The 17,548-nt window shown below is 75.1% G+C and carries 15 protein-coding genes, 1 pseudogene and 1 riboswitch; of the genes and pseudogenes, 8 read left to right on the forward strand and 8 right to left on the reverse strand.

Annotation, left to right across the window (positions count from 1 at the left end; all coding sequences use genetic code 11):
* Positions 1–45: 45 nt before the first annotated feature.
* The 6 genes and pseudogenes from ribH to AB2L27_RS02580 all read right to left on the reverse strand — a co-directional run bounded on the left by ribH (position 46) and on the right by AB2L27_RS02580 (position 5,077).
* Positions 46–531, reverse strand: a complete 486-nt coding sequence (gene ribH / locus AB2L27_RS02555) for a 6,7-dimethyl-8-ribityllumazine synthase (RefSeq protein ID WP_370439896.1) — start codon at positions 529–531, stop codon at positions 46–48.
* A gap of 59 nt (positions 532–590) precedes the next feature.
* Positions 591–1,160 (reverse strand): annotated as a pseudogene (gene ribB / locus AB2L27_RS02560) (3,4-dihydroxy-2-butanone-4-phosphate synthase); the annotation flags it as partial.
* Between the two features lie 20 nt (positions 1,161–1,180).
* Positions 1,181–1,825, reverse strand: a complete 645-nt coding sequence (locus AB2L27_RS02565; protein ID WP_370439897.1) for a riboflavin synthase — start codon at positions 1,823–1,825, stop codon at positions 1,181–1,183.
* 308 nt (positions 1,826–2,133) lie between these two features.
* A riboswitch (FMN riboswitch) is annotated at positions 2,134–2,260 on the reverse strand.
* Positions 2,261–2,327: 67 nt separating this feature from the next.
* Entirely contained in the window at positions 2,328–2,999 is a 672-nt protein-coding gene (gene rpe, locus AB2L27_RS02570) for a ribulose-phosphate 3-epimerase (RefSeq protein WP_370439898.1), read from the reverse strand.
* An 87-nt stretch (positions 3,000–3,086) separates the two neighbouring features.
* Entirely contained in the window at positions 3,087–4,427 is a 1,341-nt protein-coding gene (locus tag AB2L27_RS02575) for an aspartate aminotransferase family protein (RefSeq protein WP_370439899.1), read from the reverse strand.
* A 20-nt stretch (positions 4,428–4,447) separates the two neighbouring features.
* Positions 4,448–5,077, reverse strand: a complete 630-nt coding sequence (locus tag AB2L27_RS02580) for a TetR/AcrR family transcriptional regulator (RefSeq protein WP_370439900.1) — start codon at positions 5,075–5,077, stop codon at positions 4,448–4,450.
* Positions 5,078–5,331: 254 nt separating this feature from the next.
* Between AB2L27_RS02580 and AB2L27_RS02585 the strand changes: the two genes are divergently transcribed.
* The 4 genes from AB2L27_RS02585 to AB2L27_RS02600 all read left to right on the forward strand — a co-directional run bounded on the left by AB2L27_RS02585 (position 5,332) and on the right by AB2L27_RS02600 (position 10,474).
* Positions 5,332–6,348 carry a phosphotransferase enzyme family protein gene (locus AB2L27_RS02585; protein WP_370439901.1) on the forward strand — a complete coding sequence of 339 codons (1,017 nt, stop codon included), beginning with the start codon at positions 5,332–5,334 and terminating at the stop codon, positions 6,346–6,348.
* 35 nt (positions 6,349–6,383) lie between these two features.
* Positions 6,384–7,856, forward strand: coding sequence for an APC family permease (locus AB2L27_RS02590; RefSeq protein ID WP_370439902.1), 1,473 nt, complete (start codon positions 6,384–6,386; stop codon positions 7,854–7,856).
* Between the two features lie 64 nt (positions 7,857–7,920).
* Complete coding sequence (locus tag AB2L27_RS02595; protein ID WP_370439903.1) at positions 7,921–9,600, forward strand: amidohydrolase; 1,680 nt, start codon at positions 7,921–7,923, stop codon at positions 9,598–9,600.
* Positions 9,601–9,682: 82 nt separating this feature from the next.
* Positions 9,683–10,474, forward strand: a complete 792-nt coding sequence (locus AB2L27_RS02600) for an SDR family NAD(P)-dependent oxidoreductase (RefSeq protein ID WP_370439904.1) — start codon at positions 9,683–9,685, stop codon at positions 10,472–10,474.
* On the opposite strand, the gene AB2L27_RS02605 is transcribed toward AB2L27_RS02600, so the two are convergent.
* A complete protein-coding gene (locus AB2L27_RS02605; protein WP_370439905.1) occupies positions 10,444–11,877 on the reverse strand; it encodes an MFS transporter in 1,434 nt (477 codons plus the stop codon). The two genes, AB2L27_RS02600 and AB2L27_RS02605, sit on opposite strands and share 31 nt — an antisense overlap.
* A 342-nt stretch (positions 11,878–12,219) precedes the next feature.
* Here AB2L27_RS02605 and AB2L27_RS02610 point away from each other — a divergent pair, with 342 nt between their 5' ends.
* From AB2L27_RS02610 to AB2L27_RS02625, 4 genes are read left to right on the forward strand one after another with little or no spacing between them, the layout of a single operon-like run.
* Positions 12,220–12,699, forward strand: a complete 480-nt coding sequence (locus AB2L27_RS02610) for an HtaA domain-containing protein (RefSeq protein WP_370439906.1) — start codon at positions 12,220–12,222, stop codon at positions 12,697–12,699.
* 44 nt (positions 12,700–12,743) lie between these two features.
* Positions 12,744–15,725, forward strand: a complete 2,982-nt coding sequence (locus AB2L27_RS02615) for a cytochrome P450 (protein WP_370439907.1) — start codon at positions 12,744–12,746, stop codon at positions 15,723–15,725.
* 56 nt (positions 15,726–15,781) lie between these two features.
* Complete coding sequence (locus AB2L27_RS02620; RefSeq protein ID WP_370439908.1) at positions 15,782–16,030, forward strand: hypothetical protein; 249 nt, start codon at positions 15,782–15,784, stop codon at positions 16,028–16,030.
* The gene (locus tag AB2L27_RS02625) at positions 16,027–16,422 is read left to right on the forward strand and encodes a type II toxin-antitoxin system death-on-curing family toxin (RefSeq protein WP_370439909.1); all 396 of its coding nucleotides are present in this window, start codon (positions 16,027–16,029) and stop codon (positions 16,420–16,422) included. The genes AB2L27_RS02620 and AB2L27_RS02625 overlap by 4 nt, the downstream gene beginning before the upstream one ends.
* A gap of 17 nt (positions 16,423–16,439) precedes the next feature.
* On the opposite strand, the gene AB2L27_RS02630 is transcribed toward AB2L27_RS02625, so the two are convergent.
* Positions 16,440–17,480 carry an alpha-hydroxy acid oxidase gene (locus AB2L27_RS02630; protein WP_370439910.1) on the reverse strand — a complete coding sequence of 347 codons (1,041 nt, stop codon included), beginning with the start codon at positions 17,478–17,480 and terminating at the stop codon, positions 16,440–16,442.
* Positions 17,481–17,548: the final 68 nt, after the last annotated feature.

Consider the following 17,548-nt stretch of genomic DNA (forward strand, 5'->3'; position numbering starts at 1 on the left):
TCTAGGTGGTCGGGCGGGTCCGCCCGACCACCCGGTCTCCCCCCGTCAGGACGCGGGCGGCGGGGCGACCTCGCGCAGGGCGAGGACGGTCTCCAGCGCCGCCAGGACGGCCTCGGCGCCCTTGTCCTCCCGGGACCCGCGCAGGCCGGCCCGGTGCAGGGCCTGGGCCTCGGTGTCGACGGTGAGCACCCCGAACCCGACGGGCACCCCCGTCGTCACCGCGACCCGGGTCAGCCCCTGGGTGGCGGCGTCGCAGACGTACTCGAAGTGCGGGGTGCCGCCGCGGATGACGACGCCGAGGGCGACGACCGCGTCGACGTCCCGCCGGGCCAGCCGCGCAGCGGCCACCGGCAGCTCGAAGGCCCCCGGGACGCGCACCTCCACCACGTCGGTGACCCCGGACTCACGCAGGGCCCGGCGGGCCCCCTCCAGCAACCCCTCCATGACCTCGTGGTGCCAGCGCGCCGCGACGACCGCGACCCGCAGCCCGCTCCCGTCGACGCTGATCTCCGGGCTCCCGTCCCCGCTCATGCCCTCATCCCTCCGTCGTGCCCCGCGTCGTCCTGGTGGTCGGCGGACAGGTGTGCCCGCAGTTCTGCGATCGTCAGCACCGGCAGGTCGAAGCGTTCACCGAGAGCGACGATCTGGTCCCAGCGTGACATCGACCCGTCGTCCTCCACGAGCTCGGCGATGATCCCGACCGGGGTGAGCCCGGCCAGCCGGCACAGGTCGACCGCGGCCTCGGTGTGCCCGGGACGTTCGAGGACACCACCGGGCCGGGCCCGCAGCGGGAACACGTGGCCCGGGCGGACGAGGTCGTCGACCGTGGCGGCGGGATCGGCCAGCACCCGCGCGGTGCGGGCGCGGTCGGCGGCGGAGATGCCCGTCGTCACGCCCACCGCCGCGTCGCAGCTGACGGTGTAGTCGGTGCGCAGGGAGTCCTCGTTGCGCTCGACCATGGGCGGCAGCGCGAGGGCGGCGGCCCGCTCGGCGGTCATGGGCGCGCAGAGCATCCCGGAGGTGTGCCGGACGGTCCAGCCGATCCACTCCGGCGTCGCGAGCTCGGCGGCGAGGACCGCGTCGCCCTCGTTCTCGCGGTCGGCGTCGTCGGTGACGAGCACGGGGCGCCCGGCGCGCAGGGCCTGCAGCGCGCGGGCGATGCTCACGTCGGTCGTCACGCTCACGCCTGCACCTGCGCCCGCGCCGACCCGGCGGTGGGCTCGAAGGCCCGCAGCCGCTCGACGTACTTGGCCAGCACGTCCACCTCCAGGTTCACCGTCGCCCCCACGGGCTTGGTGCCCAGGACGGTCAGCTCCAGGGTCGCGGGGATGAGGGAGACCTCCAACCAGTGCTCGCCCGCGCCGGGCTCGCTGACGGCCGACACGGTCAGCGAGGTCCCGTCGACGGTGATGGACCCCTTCTCCACGACGTAGCGGGCCAGGTCGGCCGGGACGGCGACGCGCACGACCTCCCACGCCTCCCCCGGCGTCCGCCGCGCGATGGTGCCGGTGCCGTCGACGTGGCCCTGGACGATGTGCCCGCCCAGGCGCCCGTGCGCGGCCATCGCCCGCTCGAGGTTCACCTTCCGCCCCGGGGCCACGTCGTGCAGCGAACTGCGCCGCAACGACTCCTGCATGACGTCCACGGTGAAGGCGCCCGGCGCGGGCTGGTCGACGACGGTCAGGCAGACCCCGTCGACGGCGATGGACGCCCCGTGCACGGCGTCGGAGACCACGACGGGCCCCCGCACGGTCAGCCGGGCCGACTCCGCCCCGAACTCCACGGCGACGACCTCGCCGATCTCCTCCACGATCCCGGTGAACACGACCTGCCTCCTCGAACTGTCCCTGTCCTGCGGTCCCTGCGGCCTGCTCCCGGCGCCGTGCTCAGCGCCGGGTGGGCGGGGGCGGCCCGGCGCGGTCGCTGGGGCGGGCGTCGGCGCGCGCGGGGGTGGACGTGCGGGTCCGGCTCACGGGTCCACCTCCTCCAGGACGTCCGGTCGGACTCCGGGGCAGGTGCGGGGAGGTGGGGTCCCGGCGGCACCAGGGGTGCTCGCAGGGACCGCCGACGGGGCGAGGTCGGCGCACGACGCCGGGACCCCGGGGGCACGCGACGGCGCACGACGACGACGCCGCGCGCTGCCTCCCATCCGGACTCTCACCGTCGGTCCCGGAGTTCCACCGGATCAGCCACCCACCGAGGTGGGGGCTCGCGGACTGTCACCGCCGGTTCGGACTTCCACCGACCCCGGAGCACGCGTGTCGTGCGGTCTTGCTCGTGGCGGTCAGTGTGCCACGCACCGGGCCGCGGCACGGCCCGGAACCACCTCAGTGGGCGCAGGCCCGCGCGGCCAGGTCGCGCAGCTGCCCGATGGCAGCGGCCGCGTCCTCGGCCCCGTAGACGGCCGACCCGGCCACGAACACGTCCGCGCCGGCCTGCGCCGCGCGCTCGACGGTGGCGGCCGAGACGCCCCCGTCGACCTGCAGGCGCACGTCGAGGTCCCCGATGGCCGCCCGCGCTCGACGGATCTTGGGCAGCGTCACGTCGAGGAAGCCCTGCCCGCCGAAGCCGGGCTCGACGGTCATCACGAGGAGCATGTCGAACTCCGGCAGCAGGTCCAGGAACGGCTCGACGGGCGTGGCCGGGCGCAACGCGATCCCGGCCCGGCCGCCGGCCGCCCGGATGTCGCGGGCCAGCTTCACCGGGGCGCGGGCGGCCTCGGCGTGGAAGGTGACCCCGGCGGCGCCGGCCTCGGCGTACGCCGGGGCCCAGCGGTCGGGGTCCTCGATCATGAGGTGGCAGTCCAGCGGCACGGGGCTGACCCGCTGCAGCGCCTCCACCACGGGCAGCCCGAGGGTGAGGTTCGGGACGAAGTGCCCGTCCATGACGTCGACGTGGGCCGCGTCGGCCGTGGCGATGCGGGCCAGCTCGGCCTGCAGGTTCGCGAAGTCGGCGGACAGGATGCTGGGGTTGACCTGGGGTCCTGGAGCGCTGGGCACGCCCCGACCGTAGTGGTCGGCCCCGCGCGCCACCGGCCCGCCCGCCCGCCGGGCCCGCCCGCCGGGCCCGCCCGTCAGGCCCGCCCGTCAGGCCCGGGCGGCGACCTCCCCACCGCTCACCCGGGCGCTCACCTCGGTGAGCCGGTCCAGCAGCGTGCGGACGTCGTCCTGCGCGATGGCCAGCGGGGGCCGGATCTTCAGGACGTTGCCGTCGCGGCCGATGCGGCTGATGAGCACCCCGGCCCGGCGCATGCCCTCCACCACGGCGCGGGCCGTCTCCCCGTCCGGGGCACCGGTGGCGGGGTCGACGAAGTCCACGCCCTGGAACAGGCCCTGACCGCGGACGGCCCCGATGCCCGGGGTGGCGGCGGCCAGGGCGTGCAGACCCTCCTGCAGGACGGGGGCCAGCGCGGCGGCGCGCTCGCGCAACCCCTCGGTCCGCATGACCTCCAGGACGGCACGGCCGGCGGCGGCCGAGACCGGGTTGCCGCCGAAGGTGTTGAAGTACTCGTTGCGGGCGCCGAACTCCTCCAGCAGGTCCGCGCCCAGGACGGTGCCGCCCAGCGGGTGCCCGTTGCCCATCGGCTTGCCCAGGGTCACCAGGTCCGGCACGATCCCGTGCTCCTGGTAGCCCCACATGGACGTCCCGGTCCGCCCGAACCCGGCCTGGACCTCGTCGGAGACGACGAGCCCGCCGGCGGCGCGGACCCGCCGGGCCAGACCGTCCACGTACCCGGCCGGGACCCGGACGAGCCCCTCGGTGGTGAACAGCGAGTCCACCACCACCAGGGCCACCCCGTGCCCGGCCTCCTGCAGGGACGCCACGGCCTCGTCGACCTCGCGCAGCGCGGCCTCGAGCAGGTCGGCGGTCGCCGCGGCGTCCAGCCCGGTGGCGTCGGGGATCCGCAACCGGCGGGCGTGGTCGGCGAAGGGTTCCCCGGCGGCCAGGGCGGTCGTGACCTCGGCCAGCGCGGAGGTGGTGCCGTGGTAGCTCCAGTCCGAGACCAGCACGCCCCGGGCGCCGGTGTGCTGGCGCGCGATGCGCAGGGCCAGTTCGTTGGCCTCGGAGCCGGAGTTGCTGAACGCCACCCGGTCCAGCCCCGGGTCGAACGTGGCCAGGAGCTGCTCGGCGTAGTCGAGGATGTTCTCGTTCAGGTAGCGGGTGTGCAGGGCCAGCCGCTGCATCTGCTCGTGGACGGCCCGGGCCACCTCCGGGTGGGCGTGCCCCACGTGCGGGACGTTGTTGTAGGCGTCCAGGTAGCGGTGCCCGGCGGAGTCCTCGACCCACACCCCGCGGCCGCGGACGAGTTCCAGGGGTTCGGAGTAGAACAGCGGGGAGTGCCGCCCGAGGGTGTGGTGGCGCCGGTCCAGCAGCTCGCGCGTGCGGGGGTCGCTCTGGGTGGCGGCCGGGGTGGTCGATGCCGACACGGGGGTTCCTTCCGTGGGGGTCAGCCGGCGGCCGGGTCGGCCAGCAGGCTCGAGGTGAGGGTGGCGAGGCCGTCGAGCAGGGCCCGGGCCGGGACGCCGGTGCGCGCGGCGGCGTCGCCGGCGCCGCGGATGGCCCCGCTCAGCAGGGTCGCCAGGACGGTGACGTCGGCCCCGGCGGGCAGCCCACCGGCCTCCTGGACGGCCCGCAGGTCGTCCTCGATGAGGTGCCCGACGACGGTGGAGGTGCGACCGGTCGTCCCGACGAGCAGGCCGGCGACGTCCGGTCCGGTCGTGCAGTAGAAGCGTCCCCCCGGCTGGTCCAGGACGTCGAGCAGGGCCTGGGCGAGGGCGCAGATGCGGTGCGTGGGGGTGGTCGCCGGTTCCCGCAGCTCCAACGAGCGGTCCAGCACCCAGGAGGACAGGCGCTGGTAGGCCGTGCGGACGATCTCGTCGCGTCCGCCGGGGAAGTGGGTGTACAGCGTGCCGCGCGAGACCCCGGCGCGCTGTCCGACGAGTTCGAGGGTGAACGCACCGTCCTGGTCGACGGCCCCCGTCTCGTCCAGGAGCGAACCGGCGGCGTCCAGGACCTCGTGGCGGGTCCTGGCCCGGTTGCGCTCGCGCAGCGAACCGGTCGCCGGGGACGGGGTCACGGTGTCGTCCTCGTCATGGCGACCTCCTCGCGGTGGTGTCTTCCCGGCGGTGCCCTCGCGAAACCCGGGGGACGAAAATCACTGTACACACTGTTCAAACTCTGGACGAGGCGTCAGGATGCTGCCACCATCGCACTCGGCACCAGGGGAGGCGAAGCGGCCGGCCCGCCTCCCTCCGCACGTCGAGGAGGGCGCCCCCGACCCCGGGCGGCCCCGCTGCACCACCCCGCACCACCACGAACCGCGGAGGACCCATGGCAGTGCTCGACGAGAACAACTCGGTCCCGCTGGCCCGGCAGGCCCTCCCCGCCTACGGGTTGCCGGCAGACGCGCCCTTGACGTTCATCAAGCTCCGGGAGAACTGCGTCTTCCGGGTCGACACCGACCGGGGCAGTTTCGCGCTGCGCCTGCACCGGCCCGGGTACCGGTCCGTGGCCGAGGTGGCCACCGAGGTCGCCCTCGTGCACCACCTCGCCCAGGAGGGACTGCCCGTCCCCCACGTCGAGGCCACCCTCACCGGGGAACTCCACGCCACGGCCCGCCACGAGGGCCTGGAGGTGCAGGTCGACCTGCAGCGCTGGATCGAGTCCGACGGCAACCTCGACGCGGTCGAGGAGGCGGTGCGCGGCACGAGCACGCTGGAACCGGTCGTCTTCGCCCGGATCGGGGCGCTGGCCGCGCGGTTGCACGACGTCGCCGAACGGCGCGAGCACCCGCCGACGGGGCACCGCACGGCCTGGGACGCGAAGGGCCTGGTCGGCCCGGACAGCCTGTGGGGCGATCCCCGGGGACTGCCCGGGCTCACCGCCGCGCAGGCCGACCTCGTCGGTCGCGCCGCCGAGCACGTCGGCGCCACCCTGTCCCGGCACGAGCAGGTCCCGGCGAACTACGGGTTCATCCACGCCGACCTGACCCCGGAGAACCTCCTGCACACCGGGGAGAACCTGGTCCTCATCGACTTCGACGACTGCGGCGAGGGCTGGTACCTGTTCGACCTGGCCACCGTCCTGTTCTTCTACCTGTCCCACCCGCGCGCCGGGGAGTTCCGGGCCGCGCTGCTGGAGGGGTACGCCGCCCGGCGCCCGCTGACGGCGCAGGACGCCGAGTTGTTCGAGGTGCTGCTGCTGGCCCGGGGACTGACCTACCTCGGTTGGGCCGCCACCCGCTCGGAGACCGAGACGGCCGCCTTCCTCGTCGCCGAGGTCCTGCCCTCGGTGCTCGCGCTCGCCGCCGCCCGGTGCCCCGACGTCGTGGCCCCCGCCGCCCGCTGACCCCGCCCCCACCCACCGCTCTCGAGGAGGAGAACGTGTCCACGTCCCAGGTTCCGCCGCCCACCCCGCAGACCCTGACCGCGAACTCCCTGGGGGTTCCCGGCATCGTCTTCCTCGTCCTGGCCGCCGTGGCCCCCCTCACCGGCATCATCGTCGTGGCCTGCCTGGGCATCGCCCTGGGCAACGGCGGCGGCATGACCGGTTCGTTCGTCCTGGTCGCGGTGGCGCTGCTGCTGTTCGCGGTCGGGTACGCCCGCATGGCCCGCGAGACCGTCCACGCCGGGGGTTTCTACGCCTTCGTCCTCAAGGGCCTGGGCCGGCGGGCGGCGCTGGTGGCCGCCGTCGTCGCCCTGCTGGGCTACAACCTGTTCGTCGCCGGTGCCGTCGGCACGACGGGGTTCTTCTTCGGGACGGTCATCGAGCAGTTGACGGGCCTGTCGGTCCACTGGTTCGCCTGGAGCCTGGTGACCGTCCTGCTGGCCGTCGTCCTCACCCGCCGCGGGGTCGCCTTCAGCGCCCGGGTGCTGGGCGTCAGCCTCGTGCTCGAGGTCCTCATCCTCGTCGTGTTCGACATCAGCGTCCTGGTGCGGACGGGTTTCTCCCTGGACGTGTTCTCCCCCGCGACCATCGTCACCCCGGGCCTGGGCCTGGGGCTGCTGTTCGCGGCCAACGCGTTCATCGGCGTCGAGGCGACCGGGTTGTTCAGCGAGGAGGCCAAGGACCCCGAGCGCACCGTCCCCCGGGCCACCTACCTGGCCGTGGGGATCATCGGGGTCTTCGCCGCCGTCACCGTCTGGGCCATCGTCAGCGCGACCGGGGTCGCCCAGGCCCAGCAGACCGCGCTGGACCGCCTGCCCACCGGTGACCTCGTGTTCACCCTGTCCCAGCAGTACCTGGGCACGGCCCTGACCGACGTCATGATGGTGCTCCTGCTGGTCAGCCTGTTCGCCGCCCTCATGGCCCTGCACAACTCCGCCTGCCGGTACCTGTTCTCCCTGGGCCGGGTCGGTGTCCTGCCCCGCGCCCTGGGCCGGGTCAGCGACCGGGGGGTCCCGCAGCGGGCCTCCATCGCCCAGTTCACGTTCGCCACGCTCGTGGCCGCCGTCTTCTGGGTCGCGGGGATGGACCCCATCAGCACGCTCGTGCCGGCCATGACCGGGACGGGAACGCTGGGCATCCTGTGCCTGCAGGTGATGGCCGCCGCCGCCGTCGTCGTGCACTTCCGCCGCCGCGGCGACGACCGCTGGCTGAGCACGGCCGTGGCCCCCGGCCTGGGTTTCCTGGCCCTGGCCGGGATCGTGGTCCTGGCGGTCGCCAACTTCCCGACGATGGCCGGTTCGGAGTCCCCCGTCATCGGGGCGCTGCCCTGGCTCTACGTCGTGGCCGTGGTGGTCGCGATCGTCTGGGGCGAGCGGCTGCAGCGCCGCTCCCCGCACGTGTGGGCCGGGTTGTCCCAGGACCTGGAGAAGGACGGGGTCCAGGAGACCGCGGCCGCGTCCCGGACCTGACCCGCACCCTCCCCGTACAACCCGCCCCCGTCGCACCGCGACGGCGCACCCCCCGGAGGACCCCGTGAGCACCCCCACCCCGGCCGAGACCTGCGACCTGCTCCTGACCGGCGGTCGGATCTGGACCCAGGACCCGGACCGGCCCTGGGCCGAGGCGGTCGCGGTCACCGGCGGGACCATCCGCGCCGTCGGGGGCGCCGCCGACCTGCGGGCCCTGGCCGGGGACCGCACCCGGGTCGTGGACCTGGCCGGGCGGTTCGTCCTGCCCGGCCTGGTCGACGCCCACATCCACCTCAACCTCGGCGGCGCCCAGGCCCGCTGGGAGATGCCGCTGGCCCCCACCGCCGCCCTGGAGGAGGTCCTGGAGGCCGTCCGCGCCTGGGCGGGCGACCTCGGTCCGCGGGAATGGGTCGTGGGCGGCATCCTCGGCAGCACCGTGCTGGCGCAGGTCGAGGCCGACCCCTCGGCCCTGCGCCGGCTGGACGAGGCCGCCGGTGGCCGCCCGGTCCTCCTGCGCGACGACTCGATGCACAACCGCTGGGTCAGTTCGGCCGCCCTGGCCGCGATGGGCGTGGACGCGGGCAGCCCCGACCCCGAGGGCGGGCACCTCGTGCGGACCCCCGACGGCGCGCTGAACGGGGTGCTGCACGAGATGGCCTCGGCGCTGGTCGAGTCCGCGTTCGCGGCTTCCGTGCCCGACCCCGCGGCGCGGACCCTGGGGTCGATGGAGGCGGCGGTGCGCGTCGTGAACTCCTTCGGCATCACCTCCGTGCAGGACGCGGCGACGACCCCGGCGCCCGTGCAGGCGCTGCGCACCCTGGAGGAGCAGGGCCGGCTGAGCCTGCGCGTGGTCACCTCCGCGCCCGTGCGCCCCTTCCTGGAGGCCAGCGTCGTGGGGGACGAACTCGTCGCCGAACTGCGCCGGCACCGCAGCGACCTCGTCCGCCCCGACTTCGTCAAGGTCGTCCTCGACGGCGTGCCCACGACCCGCACCACCGCGCTGCTGACGCCCTACACCTGCCACCACCAGCACGACACCCCCGAGCACGGGGAGCTGTACTGGACCCCCGAGGACCTGCGCGAGCAGGTGGAGCACTGCTACGACCTGCGGATCGGGGCGAAGTTCCACGCCACCGGCGACGCCTCCGTGCGCGCCGTCCTCGACGCCGTCGAGGCCGTGCGGCGGGTGCGGGGACCGGGCCCGGTCTTCCACGTCGCGCACGCCTCGTTCGTCCACCCCGACGACCTGCCCCGGTTCGCGGCCCTGGACGTCGTGGCCGACGCCTCCCCCTACATCTGGTACCCCGGGGTGATCCCCGAGGCGATCGCCGCGGAGGTGCCCGCCGACCTGGTGGCGGCCATGTGGCCCCTGCGCTCGTTCGTCGACGACGGCGTGGTCGTGGCCGCCGGCTCGGACTGGCCGTGCGCCCTGCCGACCCCCGACCCCTGGACCGGGCTGGAGACCCTCGTCACCCGGCGCAACCCCGACCCGGCGGTCCCGGGGGCCCTGAACCCCGCGCAGGCGCTCGACCTGCCCGACGCCATCGCGGCGCTGACCTCCGGGGCGGCGGCGGCCACCGGCCTGGGCGACGTGGCCGGGCGCCTGAGCCCGGGGTTGTCGGCCGACCTCATCGTGCTGGACCGCGACCTGTTCGAGGTCCCCGCCGGGCAGATCCACGAGACGACCGTCCTGCAGACCTGGTTCCGCGGGGACCTGGTGCACGAGGCCGCGGCGGTGTCCTGACCCCCCGGGGGTCCCCGCGGGGGAGGAGACAGCACGGAACGGCAGGACGCGACGGCAGGACGGGACGAGGAGGAGGTCGGCGGTGCCGGACCTGGGACTGACCGGGGCGCGGGTCCTGGTCGTGGGGGGTGCCTCGGGCATCGGGCTGGCGTGCGCGCGGGCCTTCGCGCAGGAGGGGGCCCGCGTCGGGGTGCTCAGCCGCAGCGCCGCATCGGTCGAGCGGGCCCTGGCCGGGGAACTGTCCCCGCACCGCGACGCGCTGGAGACCGGGGTCGTGGACGTGCGCGACGACGACGCCCTGGGCGCCGCGGTGCAGCACCTGGCCGGCCGCCTCGGCGGTCTGGACCACGTCGTCGTCTCGGCCGGGGTCGACGGGGAGTTCGGGGCGGGGGTGCAGGAGGTCACCCGCGCCGGGTTCCGCGACGTGCTGGAGGTCAACGTCGCCGCCGCGTTCTCGGCGGTGCAGCACGCCTGCCCGCACCTGCGCCGCTCCCCGGCCCCCAGCGTGACGTTCGTCGGTTCGGACTCCGGGTTCGTCACCGCGCCGGGGATGATCGCCTACGGCGCCTCCAAGGGCGCCCTCGTGCAACTGACCCGGGTGCTGGCCCACGAGTTGTCCGCCGACCTGCTGCCGGACCCCGCGGCGGGCAGCGGGATCCGGGTCAACAGCGTCTGCCCCTCGATCACGGACACCCCGATGGCCCGCCGCGGGCTGGGGGTGGACGACTTCACCGGGGCCGGGTACCCGGTGAACTCCGCCGACGACGTCGCGTGGGCCGTGCTGTTCCTCAGTTCCCCGCGGTCCCGGGCCGTCAACGGCGTCTCGCTGCTGAGCGACTTCGGCTACAGCGGGCGGTCGTCCTTCCCGGCGTGAGCCGGCACGGTCGCCCGCACGGCCGGGGTGCTGCCGCGGTGCATCCCGTAGATCGGGTTGCGGGCCTGTTCCTCCTCATTCTCCGGTCCCAGGTCGATGCCCCGGCGGTCGCGGATGAGCAGGGTCGCGGCGAACCCGAGCAGGGCGATGCCGGTGAGGTACCACCCGACGGTGTACAGGGAACCGGTGCGCTGCACCAGCGCCGTGGCGATGGTCGGGGCGAACGCCCCGCCCAGGATCGCACCGAGCGCGTAGGAGATGGACACCCCGGAGAACCGGATGGAGGCGGGGAACAGCTCCGAGAAGAACGCCGCCTGCGGGCCGTAGGTCAGGCCCGTGCCGATGGTGAACATCGACAACCCCAGGGCGAGCAGGACGACCTCGCCGGTGTTCACCAGGGCGAACATCGGGAAGATCGCCACCAGCAGGAAGACCCAGCCCAGGACGTACGTCGAGCGGCGGCCGATGCGGTCGGAGACGACACCGGCGGTGAACGTCGTGACCAGCCACACCAGCGCGGCGAGGGACACCGAGGCCAGGACCGCGGTCCGGTCCATGCCCAGGGGGCCGTCCGCCCTCGTCGCGTAGCTCTGGATGAACCCCCCGGTGGTCATGTACCCGGCGGCGTTGTTGCCGGCGAACGTCAGCGCCGCCAGGACCACCAGCAGGGCGTGGTGGCGGAACAGGCGCACGACCGGGACGCGGGTCGTGGCCCCCCGGGCGGCGATGTCGCGGAAGACCGGGCTCTCCTCGACGGTGCGGCGCACGACGACACCGACGACGAGGAGCACGAAGCTCAGCAGGAACGGGACGCGCCAGCCCCAGTCCACGAACGCGTCCCCGCGGGCGAAGACCCCGCTCATGAGGGCCAGGACGCCCGAGGCGAGCAGCATCCCCAGCGGGACACCGATCTGGGGGTAGGCCCCGTAGCGACCGCGGCGGGCCGCGGGGGCGTTCTCCACGGCCATGAGCACCGCCCCACCCCACTCCCCGCCGGCCGAGACGCCCTGCAGGATCCGCAGCAGGAGCAGCAGGACGGGGGCCGCGACCCCGATCTGGGCGTAGGTGGGCAGCAGCCCGACCAGGGTCGTGGCCCCACCCATGAGCAGCAGCGTGGCGACCAGCACGCGCTTGCGGCCGATCCGGTCCCCGAAGTGCCCGGCCAGGAACGCGCCGAGGGGACGGAACAGGAAGCTCAGCCCGACGGTGGCGAAGGAGAGGAGCAGGGCCGTGGACTCCCCGGCGGGGGCGAAGTAGGTCTGCGCGAACACCAGCCCCGCGGCGTTGGCGTAGATGAAGAAGTCGTACCACTCGATGGTCGTGCCGATCACGGTCGCGGTGGCGACGCGCCGGCGTTCGGCGGCCGACACGCTCCGGACCGGGTTCGGGCTGGGTGCGGGCATCGGTGACTCCCTCGTCACGGCGGGCAGGGAACTGCGGTCGGGAACTGCGGTCGGAACTGCGGTGGGGAACCGTGGAGGTTCCCCGGAGCGGGGTCACCCACCCGTGCGTCGACACCGACGGCCGGACGGCGACCCGGCCCGATCATCGTGCGTCCATCCACGGGGAGCAACCCCGCTGCACCGCAAGGACGCTGCGCTTCACCCGCACAAACGGTCAGTTGCGTGGGCGCGGACCACGTCGGACAGTGGACCCGTCGTCGGGTACGAGGAGGTACTGATGTCCGCCGTGCGAAGGGCTCCGGCAGGGACCAGGACGCGCCTGCGGTCGCGGGGCGTGCAGGGGTGACCGCCGGGGTGACCGCCGGGCCGGGTCTGGTCTGGGCCCTCAAGCGCTCGTTCACCGACTACGTCGAGTCGATGGACGACGGCGTGGTGGAGGTGGCCGGCGGCGCCACCCGCCTGCCCGACGGGAGTTTCCACTTCCCCCCGCTGCCCTCCCCCGACCCGGCCGTCCTGCGGTTCGGCGGCACCGTCACCTGCTCGGGGCACCAGGGGATGCTGGTGGTCCGCTGGGCGGACCCGGAGGTGCTCGACCACGGCGGCCGCCGGTGGCTCACCGTCGCCGACGAGGACGAACCCGGGGGCCGGCGGACGTTTCTGGACCTGGGCGGGGGGACGACCGACGGCGCCACGGTGCGCCACCCCCGCCCGGTGCTGACCGCCCTGGGCGCGGAGGTGTTCTTCGACACCTACCGCCCCGGCACGGTGTTCGACCCGGTGCTCCTCGTCCTGGGCACCGGTGCTCCCGCACCGGCCGGGTGAGAGCACCCCGTCCCCCGCGAAACCCGACCTCGAGGAAGAGACAGATGCCCGGACCCGCACGACCCGCCCCCGTCGCCGACTGGGTGACGATCCCGGACCTGCACCGCGACCCGTTCCCCGTCTTCGAGCGGTTGCGCGCCGAGGGCGGCGTGCACTGGGTCCCGGCCGTGGGGCGGTACCTCGTGACCTCCTACGCCGCGGTCCACGACACCGAGCTGGACCAGGGCACCTTCTCCGCCGACGAGGAGGGGTCGCTGATGATCCGGGCGATGGGGCACTCCATGCTCCGCCGCGACGACCCGCAGCACCACGTCGAGCGGCGCGCCTGGCAACCGGTCCTGCGACCCGGGGTGGTGCGCAAGGCGTGGCTGCCGCAGTTCGAGCGCACCGCCGAGCGGTACCTCGGTGAGTTCCTGGACCTCGGTCCCGGCGCCGACCTGGTGCGCGACTTCGCCGCGCCCTACGCGGCGGAGAACCTGCGCGCCGTCCTGGGGTTCCACAACGCCACCCAGCAGGACCTGCAGCGCTGGTCCCAGACGATGATCGACGCGACCGGGAACTACGCCGACGACCCCGGGGTGTGGGCCAGGGGCCAGGCCTCCTACGACGAGGTCGACGTCGCCCTCGACGAGATGCTCACCTGGCACGCCGAGCACCCCGACGACAGCCTGCTGTCCGCGCTCCTGCGCCTGCCCGAGCAGCAGATGCCCCTGGCCTCGGTGCGCGCGAACGTCAAGATGACCATCGGCGGCGGGCTGAACGAGCCGCGCGACGCGATCGGGGTCGCCGCGTGGGCCCTGCTGACCCACCCCGAGCAGCGCCGGCTCGTGGCCGAGGGGACCTCGACGTGGGACGCGGTGTTCGACGAGACGATCCGCTGGGTGGCCCCCATCGGGATGTACTCGCGCCAGACCACCCGCGACGTCGACCTGCAGGGGGTCCACCTGCCCGCCGGGGCCAAGCTGGGCATCTGCCTGCTCTCGGCCAACCGCGACGAGCGCGTCTGGTCGCGGCCGGACGTCTTCGACGCGACCCGGGAAGGCGGGGGCGCCCACCTGGCGTTCGGCAAGGGCGTCCACGTCTGTCTGGGCGCCGCGGTCGCGCGCGCCGAGGTCGCCGCCGTCGCCCTGCCCCGGCTGTTCGAGCGGCTCCCGGACCTGGCCACGGTCGAGCACGACCCGCCGCAGGCCGCCGGCTGGGTGTTCCGCGGCATGACGTCGCTGCCGGTCACCTGGGACCCGCAGCGCTCCGCCCGGGTCCCGGCGCCGGGTCCGCACGTCGCCGTCGTCGGGTCCGGCCCGTCGGGCTGCTACACGGCCCAGGCCGTGCGCAAGGCGCTGCCGCGGGCCGAGGTGACCGTCCTGGACCGGCTGCCGGTCCCCTACGGGCTGGTGCGGCACGGCGTGGCCGGCGACCACCAGGGCACCAAGGCCGTCAGCCGGCAGTTCGCCCGGCTCTTCGAGGAGGACGGGGTCCGCTTCGTCGGGGGTGTCGAGGTCGGCTCCGACGTCCAGCTCGCGCAGCTGCGCTCGGCCTTCGACGCCGTCGTGCTGGCCCACGGGCTGCACGAGGACGCCCGGTGGGAGGTCCCGGGCGCCGACCTGCCGGGGGTGCACGGCGCGGGGCGCATCACGCGCCTGCTCAACGGCCACCCCGGGGAGGCCCGGCCGGCACCGCGCCTGGGGGCCGCCGTCGCCGTGGTGGGGCACGGCAACGTGGCGCTGGACGTGGTGCGGTTGCTGGCCAAGCGGCCCGAGGACCTGGCCGGCAGCGACGTCGACGACGAGGCGCACCGGCGCCTGGGCGGGGACCTGCGCGTCCTGCACGTGCTCGGCCGCTCGCTGCCGGCGGCGGCGAAGTTCGACGTCCCCGCGCTGCGGGAGGTCCTGGACCTGCCCGGCCTGGAGCACGTCGTCCACGGCGTCGGGCCGGACACCCTGGCGGGCGCGCAGGACCCGCGCTCGCAGCTCGTGCTCGACCTGCTGGGCGCACCCGGTGTGCCGGGGGCCCGGTTGCAGGTGCACTGGTGGTTCGGCCACACCCCCGTGCGGGTGCTCGGCCAGGACGCGGTGACCGGGCTGGAGGTGCGGGCGTGCTGCACCGCCGAGGCGGGGCCGCAGGAGACGACGGTCCTGGACGTGGACGGGGTCGTCACGGCCATCGGGTTCACCGCCGACGCCGGTCAGCGGCTGGCCGTCCTGGACGGGGCCGCCCGGGCCAGCGGGCGGATCGAACCGGGCCTGTACGCCGCCGGCTGGGCGCGGCGCGGGCCGCGGGGCACGATCCCCTCCCAGCGCACCGACGCCCGCGAGCTGGCCCGGACCATCGCCGCGGACCTCGCCACCTGCCCCGGCGCACCCGGCTGGCGGTCCCTCAGCGGCGCGCTGCCCGCGGCGACCGGTTACGACGGCTGGCTGCTCATCGAGGCGCACGAGACGCGCGGGGCGCTGCCCGGTCGCCTGCGGCGCAAGCTGACCGACGCCGGGGAGCTGCGCCGCATCGCGGCGACGGCCACCGGCCTGCCCGGGGGGTCCGCGCCCGCCGCCGCGGCCTCGGAGGGCCGGGACGGCCCGCCGGTGACGATCGTGTACGCCACCGAGTCGGGCAACGGGGAGCTGGTGGCCGACGAGCTCGCCGACCACCTCTCCGGCCGGCACCCCGTGCGGGTCGTGGACCTGGCCGAGGCCGGTCCCGACGTCCTGGACCCGGAGCGGCTGGTGGTGCTGGTCTGCTCGACCTACGGCGACGGGGAGCTGCCGACCACCGCGCGCGCCTTCCACGCGGATCTGCTGCAGCGGCGACCGGACCTGAGCGGGCTGCGGTTCGCGGTGTTCGGGCTGGGCGACCGCAGCTACTCCCGGACGTACTCGCGCGGCAGCGAGATCCTCGAGGAGACCCTGCGCGGGCTGGGGGCGCGGCGGGTGGGCCCCTACGGCCGGCACGACGCCGCCGGGCGGGAGGCGGCCGCGGACCTGGCCCGCGCGTGGGTCGACGACGTGCTGCAGACGGCCGCGACGGCCGGGTAGGGCCGATCGCGCGACGGGACTGACGTCACGGTGCACCACTGGTGTACCGTGACGTCATGTCGACCACCGCCTTCACCCTGCGCCTCGACGACGCGCACCGGGGGATGCTCGAACGGCTGCAGGCCCGCCACCCCGGGGTGTCCCGCCAGCGCCTCGTCGAGCGGCTGCTGGAGCAGGCCGACGACGCCGACCGCGCCGACGTGCAGGACATCGCCCGCGCCATCTACGCCGAGAACCGCGACCTGTTCGACTCCCTGGCCGGCGACCTCAGCGGCAACGACCTCGTGGGCGTGCCGCGGACGTGATCCGCCCCGTCCGCTACCTCACGGTCGGCGACGTCGTCCGCTTCACCCGCGTCTTCCCCGACGGCCCGTTCGACGTCCGCGACGCCGGGCTGCTGGCCCTGGCCGTGCAGCGCCCGCAGCTGCAGGTGCTCGGCCAGGACGCCTACCCCGACCTGTCCCGCAAGGCGGCCTCGCTGCTGCACTCCCTGGTGCGCACCCGCCCCCTGCTCGACGGCAACGAGCGCACGGCGCTGCTGTCGGCCCTGGCCATGCTCCACCTCAACGGCACAGGGGTGGGGGCCACACCCGTGCGCGCGGGTCTGGCCCTGACCCGCGACGTCGCCGACGGCACCCTCGACGACGTCGCGCAGATCGCGGCGCGGCTGGACTCCCTCGTCCACCGGCTGGACTGAGCGGGCGGTCCAGAGGTTCAGCGGGTCACGACGTCACCGGGCCGCAGGTCGCGGATCGAGCCGATGCCCATCTGCCGCAGCGTCGTGGCCAGCTCGCCCTGGTAGCGGGTGAGCACGTCGGCGACCCCGTCCGCGCCGTCGGCCGCCAGCCCCCACATCACGGGCCGCCCGACGTGCACGGCCCGCGCGCCGAGCGCGAGCGCCACGGCGGCCTGCGCCCCGCCGCGGATGCCGGAGTCGACGTGGACCTCCACCTCGGCGCCGACCTCGGCGAGGATCTCGGGCAGGGCGTAGGCGGAGGTCACGGAGTTGCCCAGGCGGCGGCCGCCGTGGGTGGAGACGATGATCCCCTCCGCGCCGCCGTCGACGCAGCGGCGCGCGTCCCGGGCGGTGAGCACCCCCTTGCACAGCACGGGCAGCCCGGAGACCTCGGCGAGCCAGCCGATGGTGTCCGGGGTGAGGTCCAGGGCCATGTCGGTGTCGGGGCCGAAGCGTTCCAGCTCGGCCGCGGTGAGGTTGGCCGTGCGGTTCTTGCGCGGGCCCTCGGGCCAGTTGCGCGGGTCGATGGCCGGGATCTCGCGCCCGATGGGGGTGGTGTCGACGGTGAGGATGAGCGCGCGGGCCCCGGCGGCGGCGGCGCGCTCGACGAGCAGGCGGGTCGCCTCGCGGTTGCGGGCGACGTACACCTGGTACCACCAGGGGGCGCCCTGGGCGGCGATGTCGTCGAAGCGGGCACCGGTGTTGGTGGAGACCCCGAGCAGGGTGCCGGCCTTGGCGGCACCGGCGGCGGTGAGCACCTCGCCCTCGGGGCGGGCGCCGACCTGCTGGGCCATGGGGGCGACGAGGATCGGGGCGGCGACCGCGGTGCCGAGGACCTCGGCCGTGGTGTCCTGGGCGGAGGCGTCGTGCAGGACCGCCGGGCGCAACCGGAAGGCGTTCCAGTCGGCCAGGCCCTCGCGGTCGCAGGACCCGTCGCCGGCGGAGGAGTGGTAGTAGGCCGACACGTAGTCGGGCAGCGCGGCGTCGGCGCGGCGGGCGAGGTCCTCGATCCAGGTCACGGACGGCATCCTCGCCCACCCGCCGGCCCGATCGTGACCAGATCCCCCGATCGGGGACCTACGTCCCT

The sequence above is a fragment of the Kineococcus halophytocola genome, assembly GCF_041276425.1.
GTDB lineage: Bacteria > Actinomycetota > Actinomycetes > Actinomycetales > Kineococcaceae > Kineococcus > Kineococcus halophytocola.

Excerpts from the sequence above, each read along its gene's own strand:
- AB2L27_RS02615 (WP_370439907.1), top strand. The coding sequence starts at position 12,744 with ATGCCCGGACCCGCACGACCCGCCCCCGTCGCCGACTGGGTGACGATC.
- ribH (WP_370439896.1), bottom strand. The coding sequence starts at position 531 with ATGAGCGGGGACGGGAGCCCGGAGATCAGCGTCGACGGGAGCGGGCTG.
- AB2L27_RS02620 (WP_370439908.1), top strand. The coding sequence starts at position 15,782 with ATGTCGACCACCGCCTTCACCCTGCGCCTCGACGACGCGCACCGGGGG.
- AB2L27_RS02585 (WP_370439901.1), top strand. The coding sequence starts at position 5,332 with ATGGCAGTGCTCGACGAGAACAACTCGGTCCCGCTGGCCCGGCAGGCC.
- AB2L27_RS02605 (WP_370439905.1), bottom strand. The coding sequence starts at position 11,877 with ATGCCCGCACCCAGCCCGAACCCGGTCCGGAGCGTGTCGGCCGCCGAA.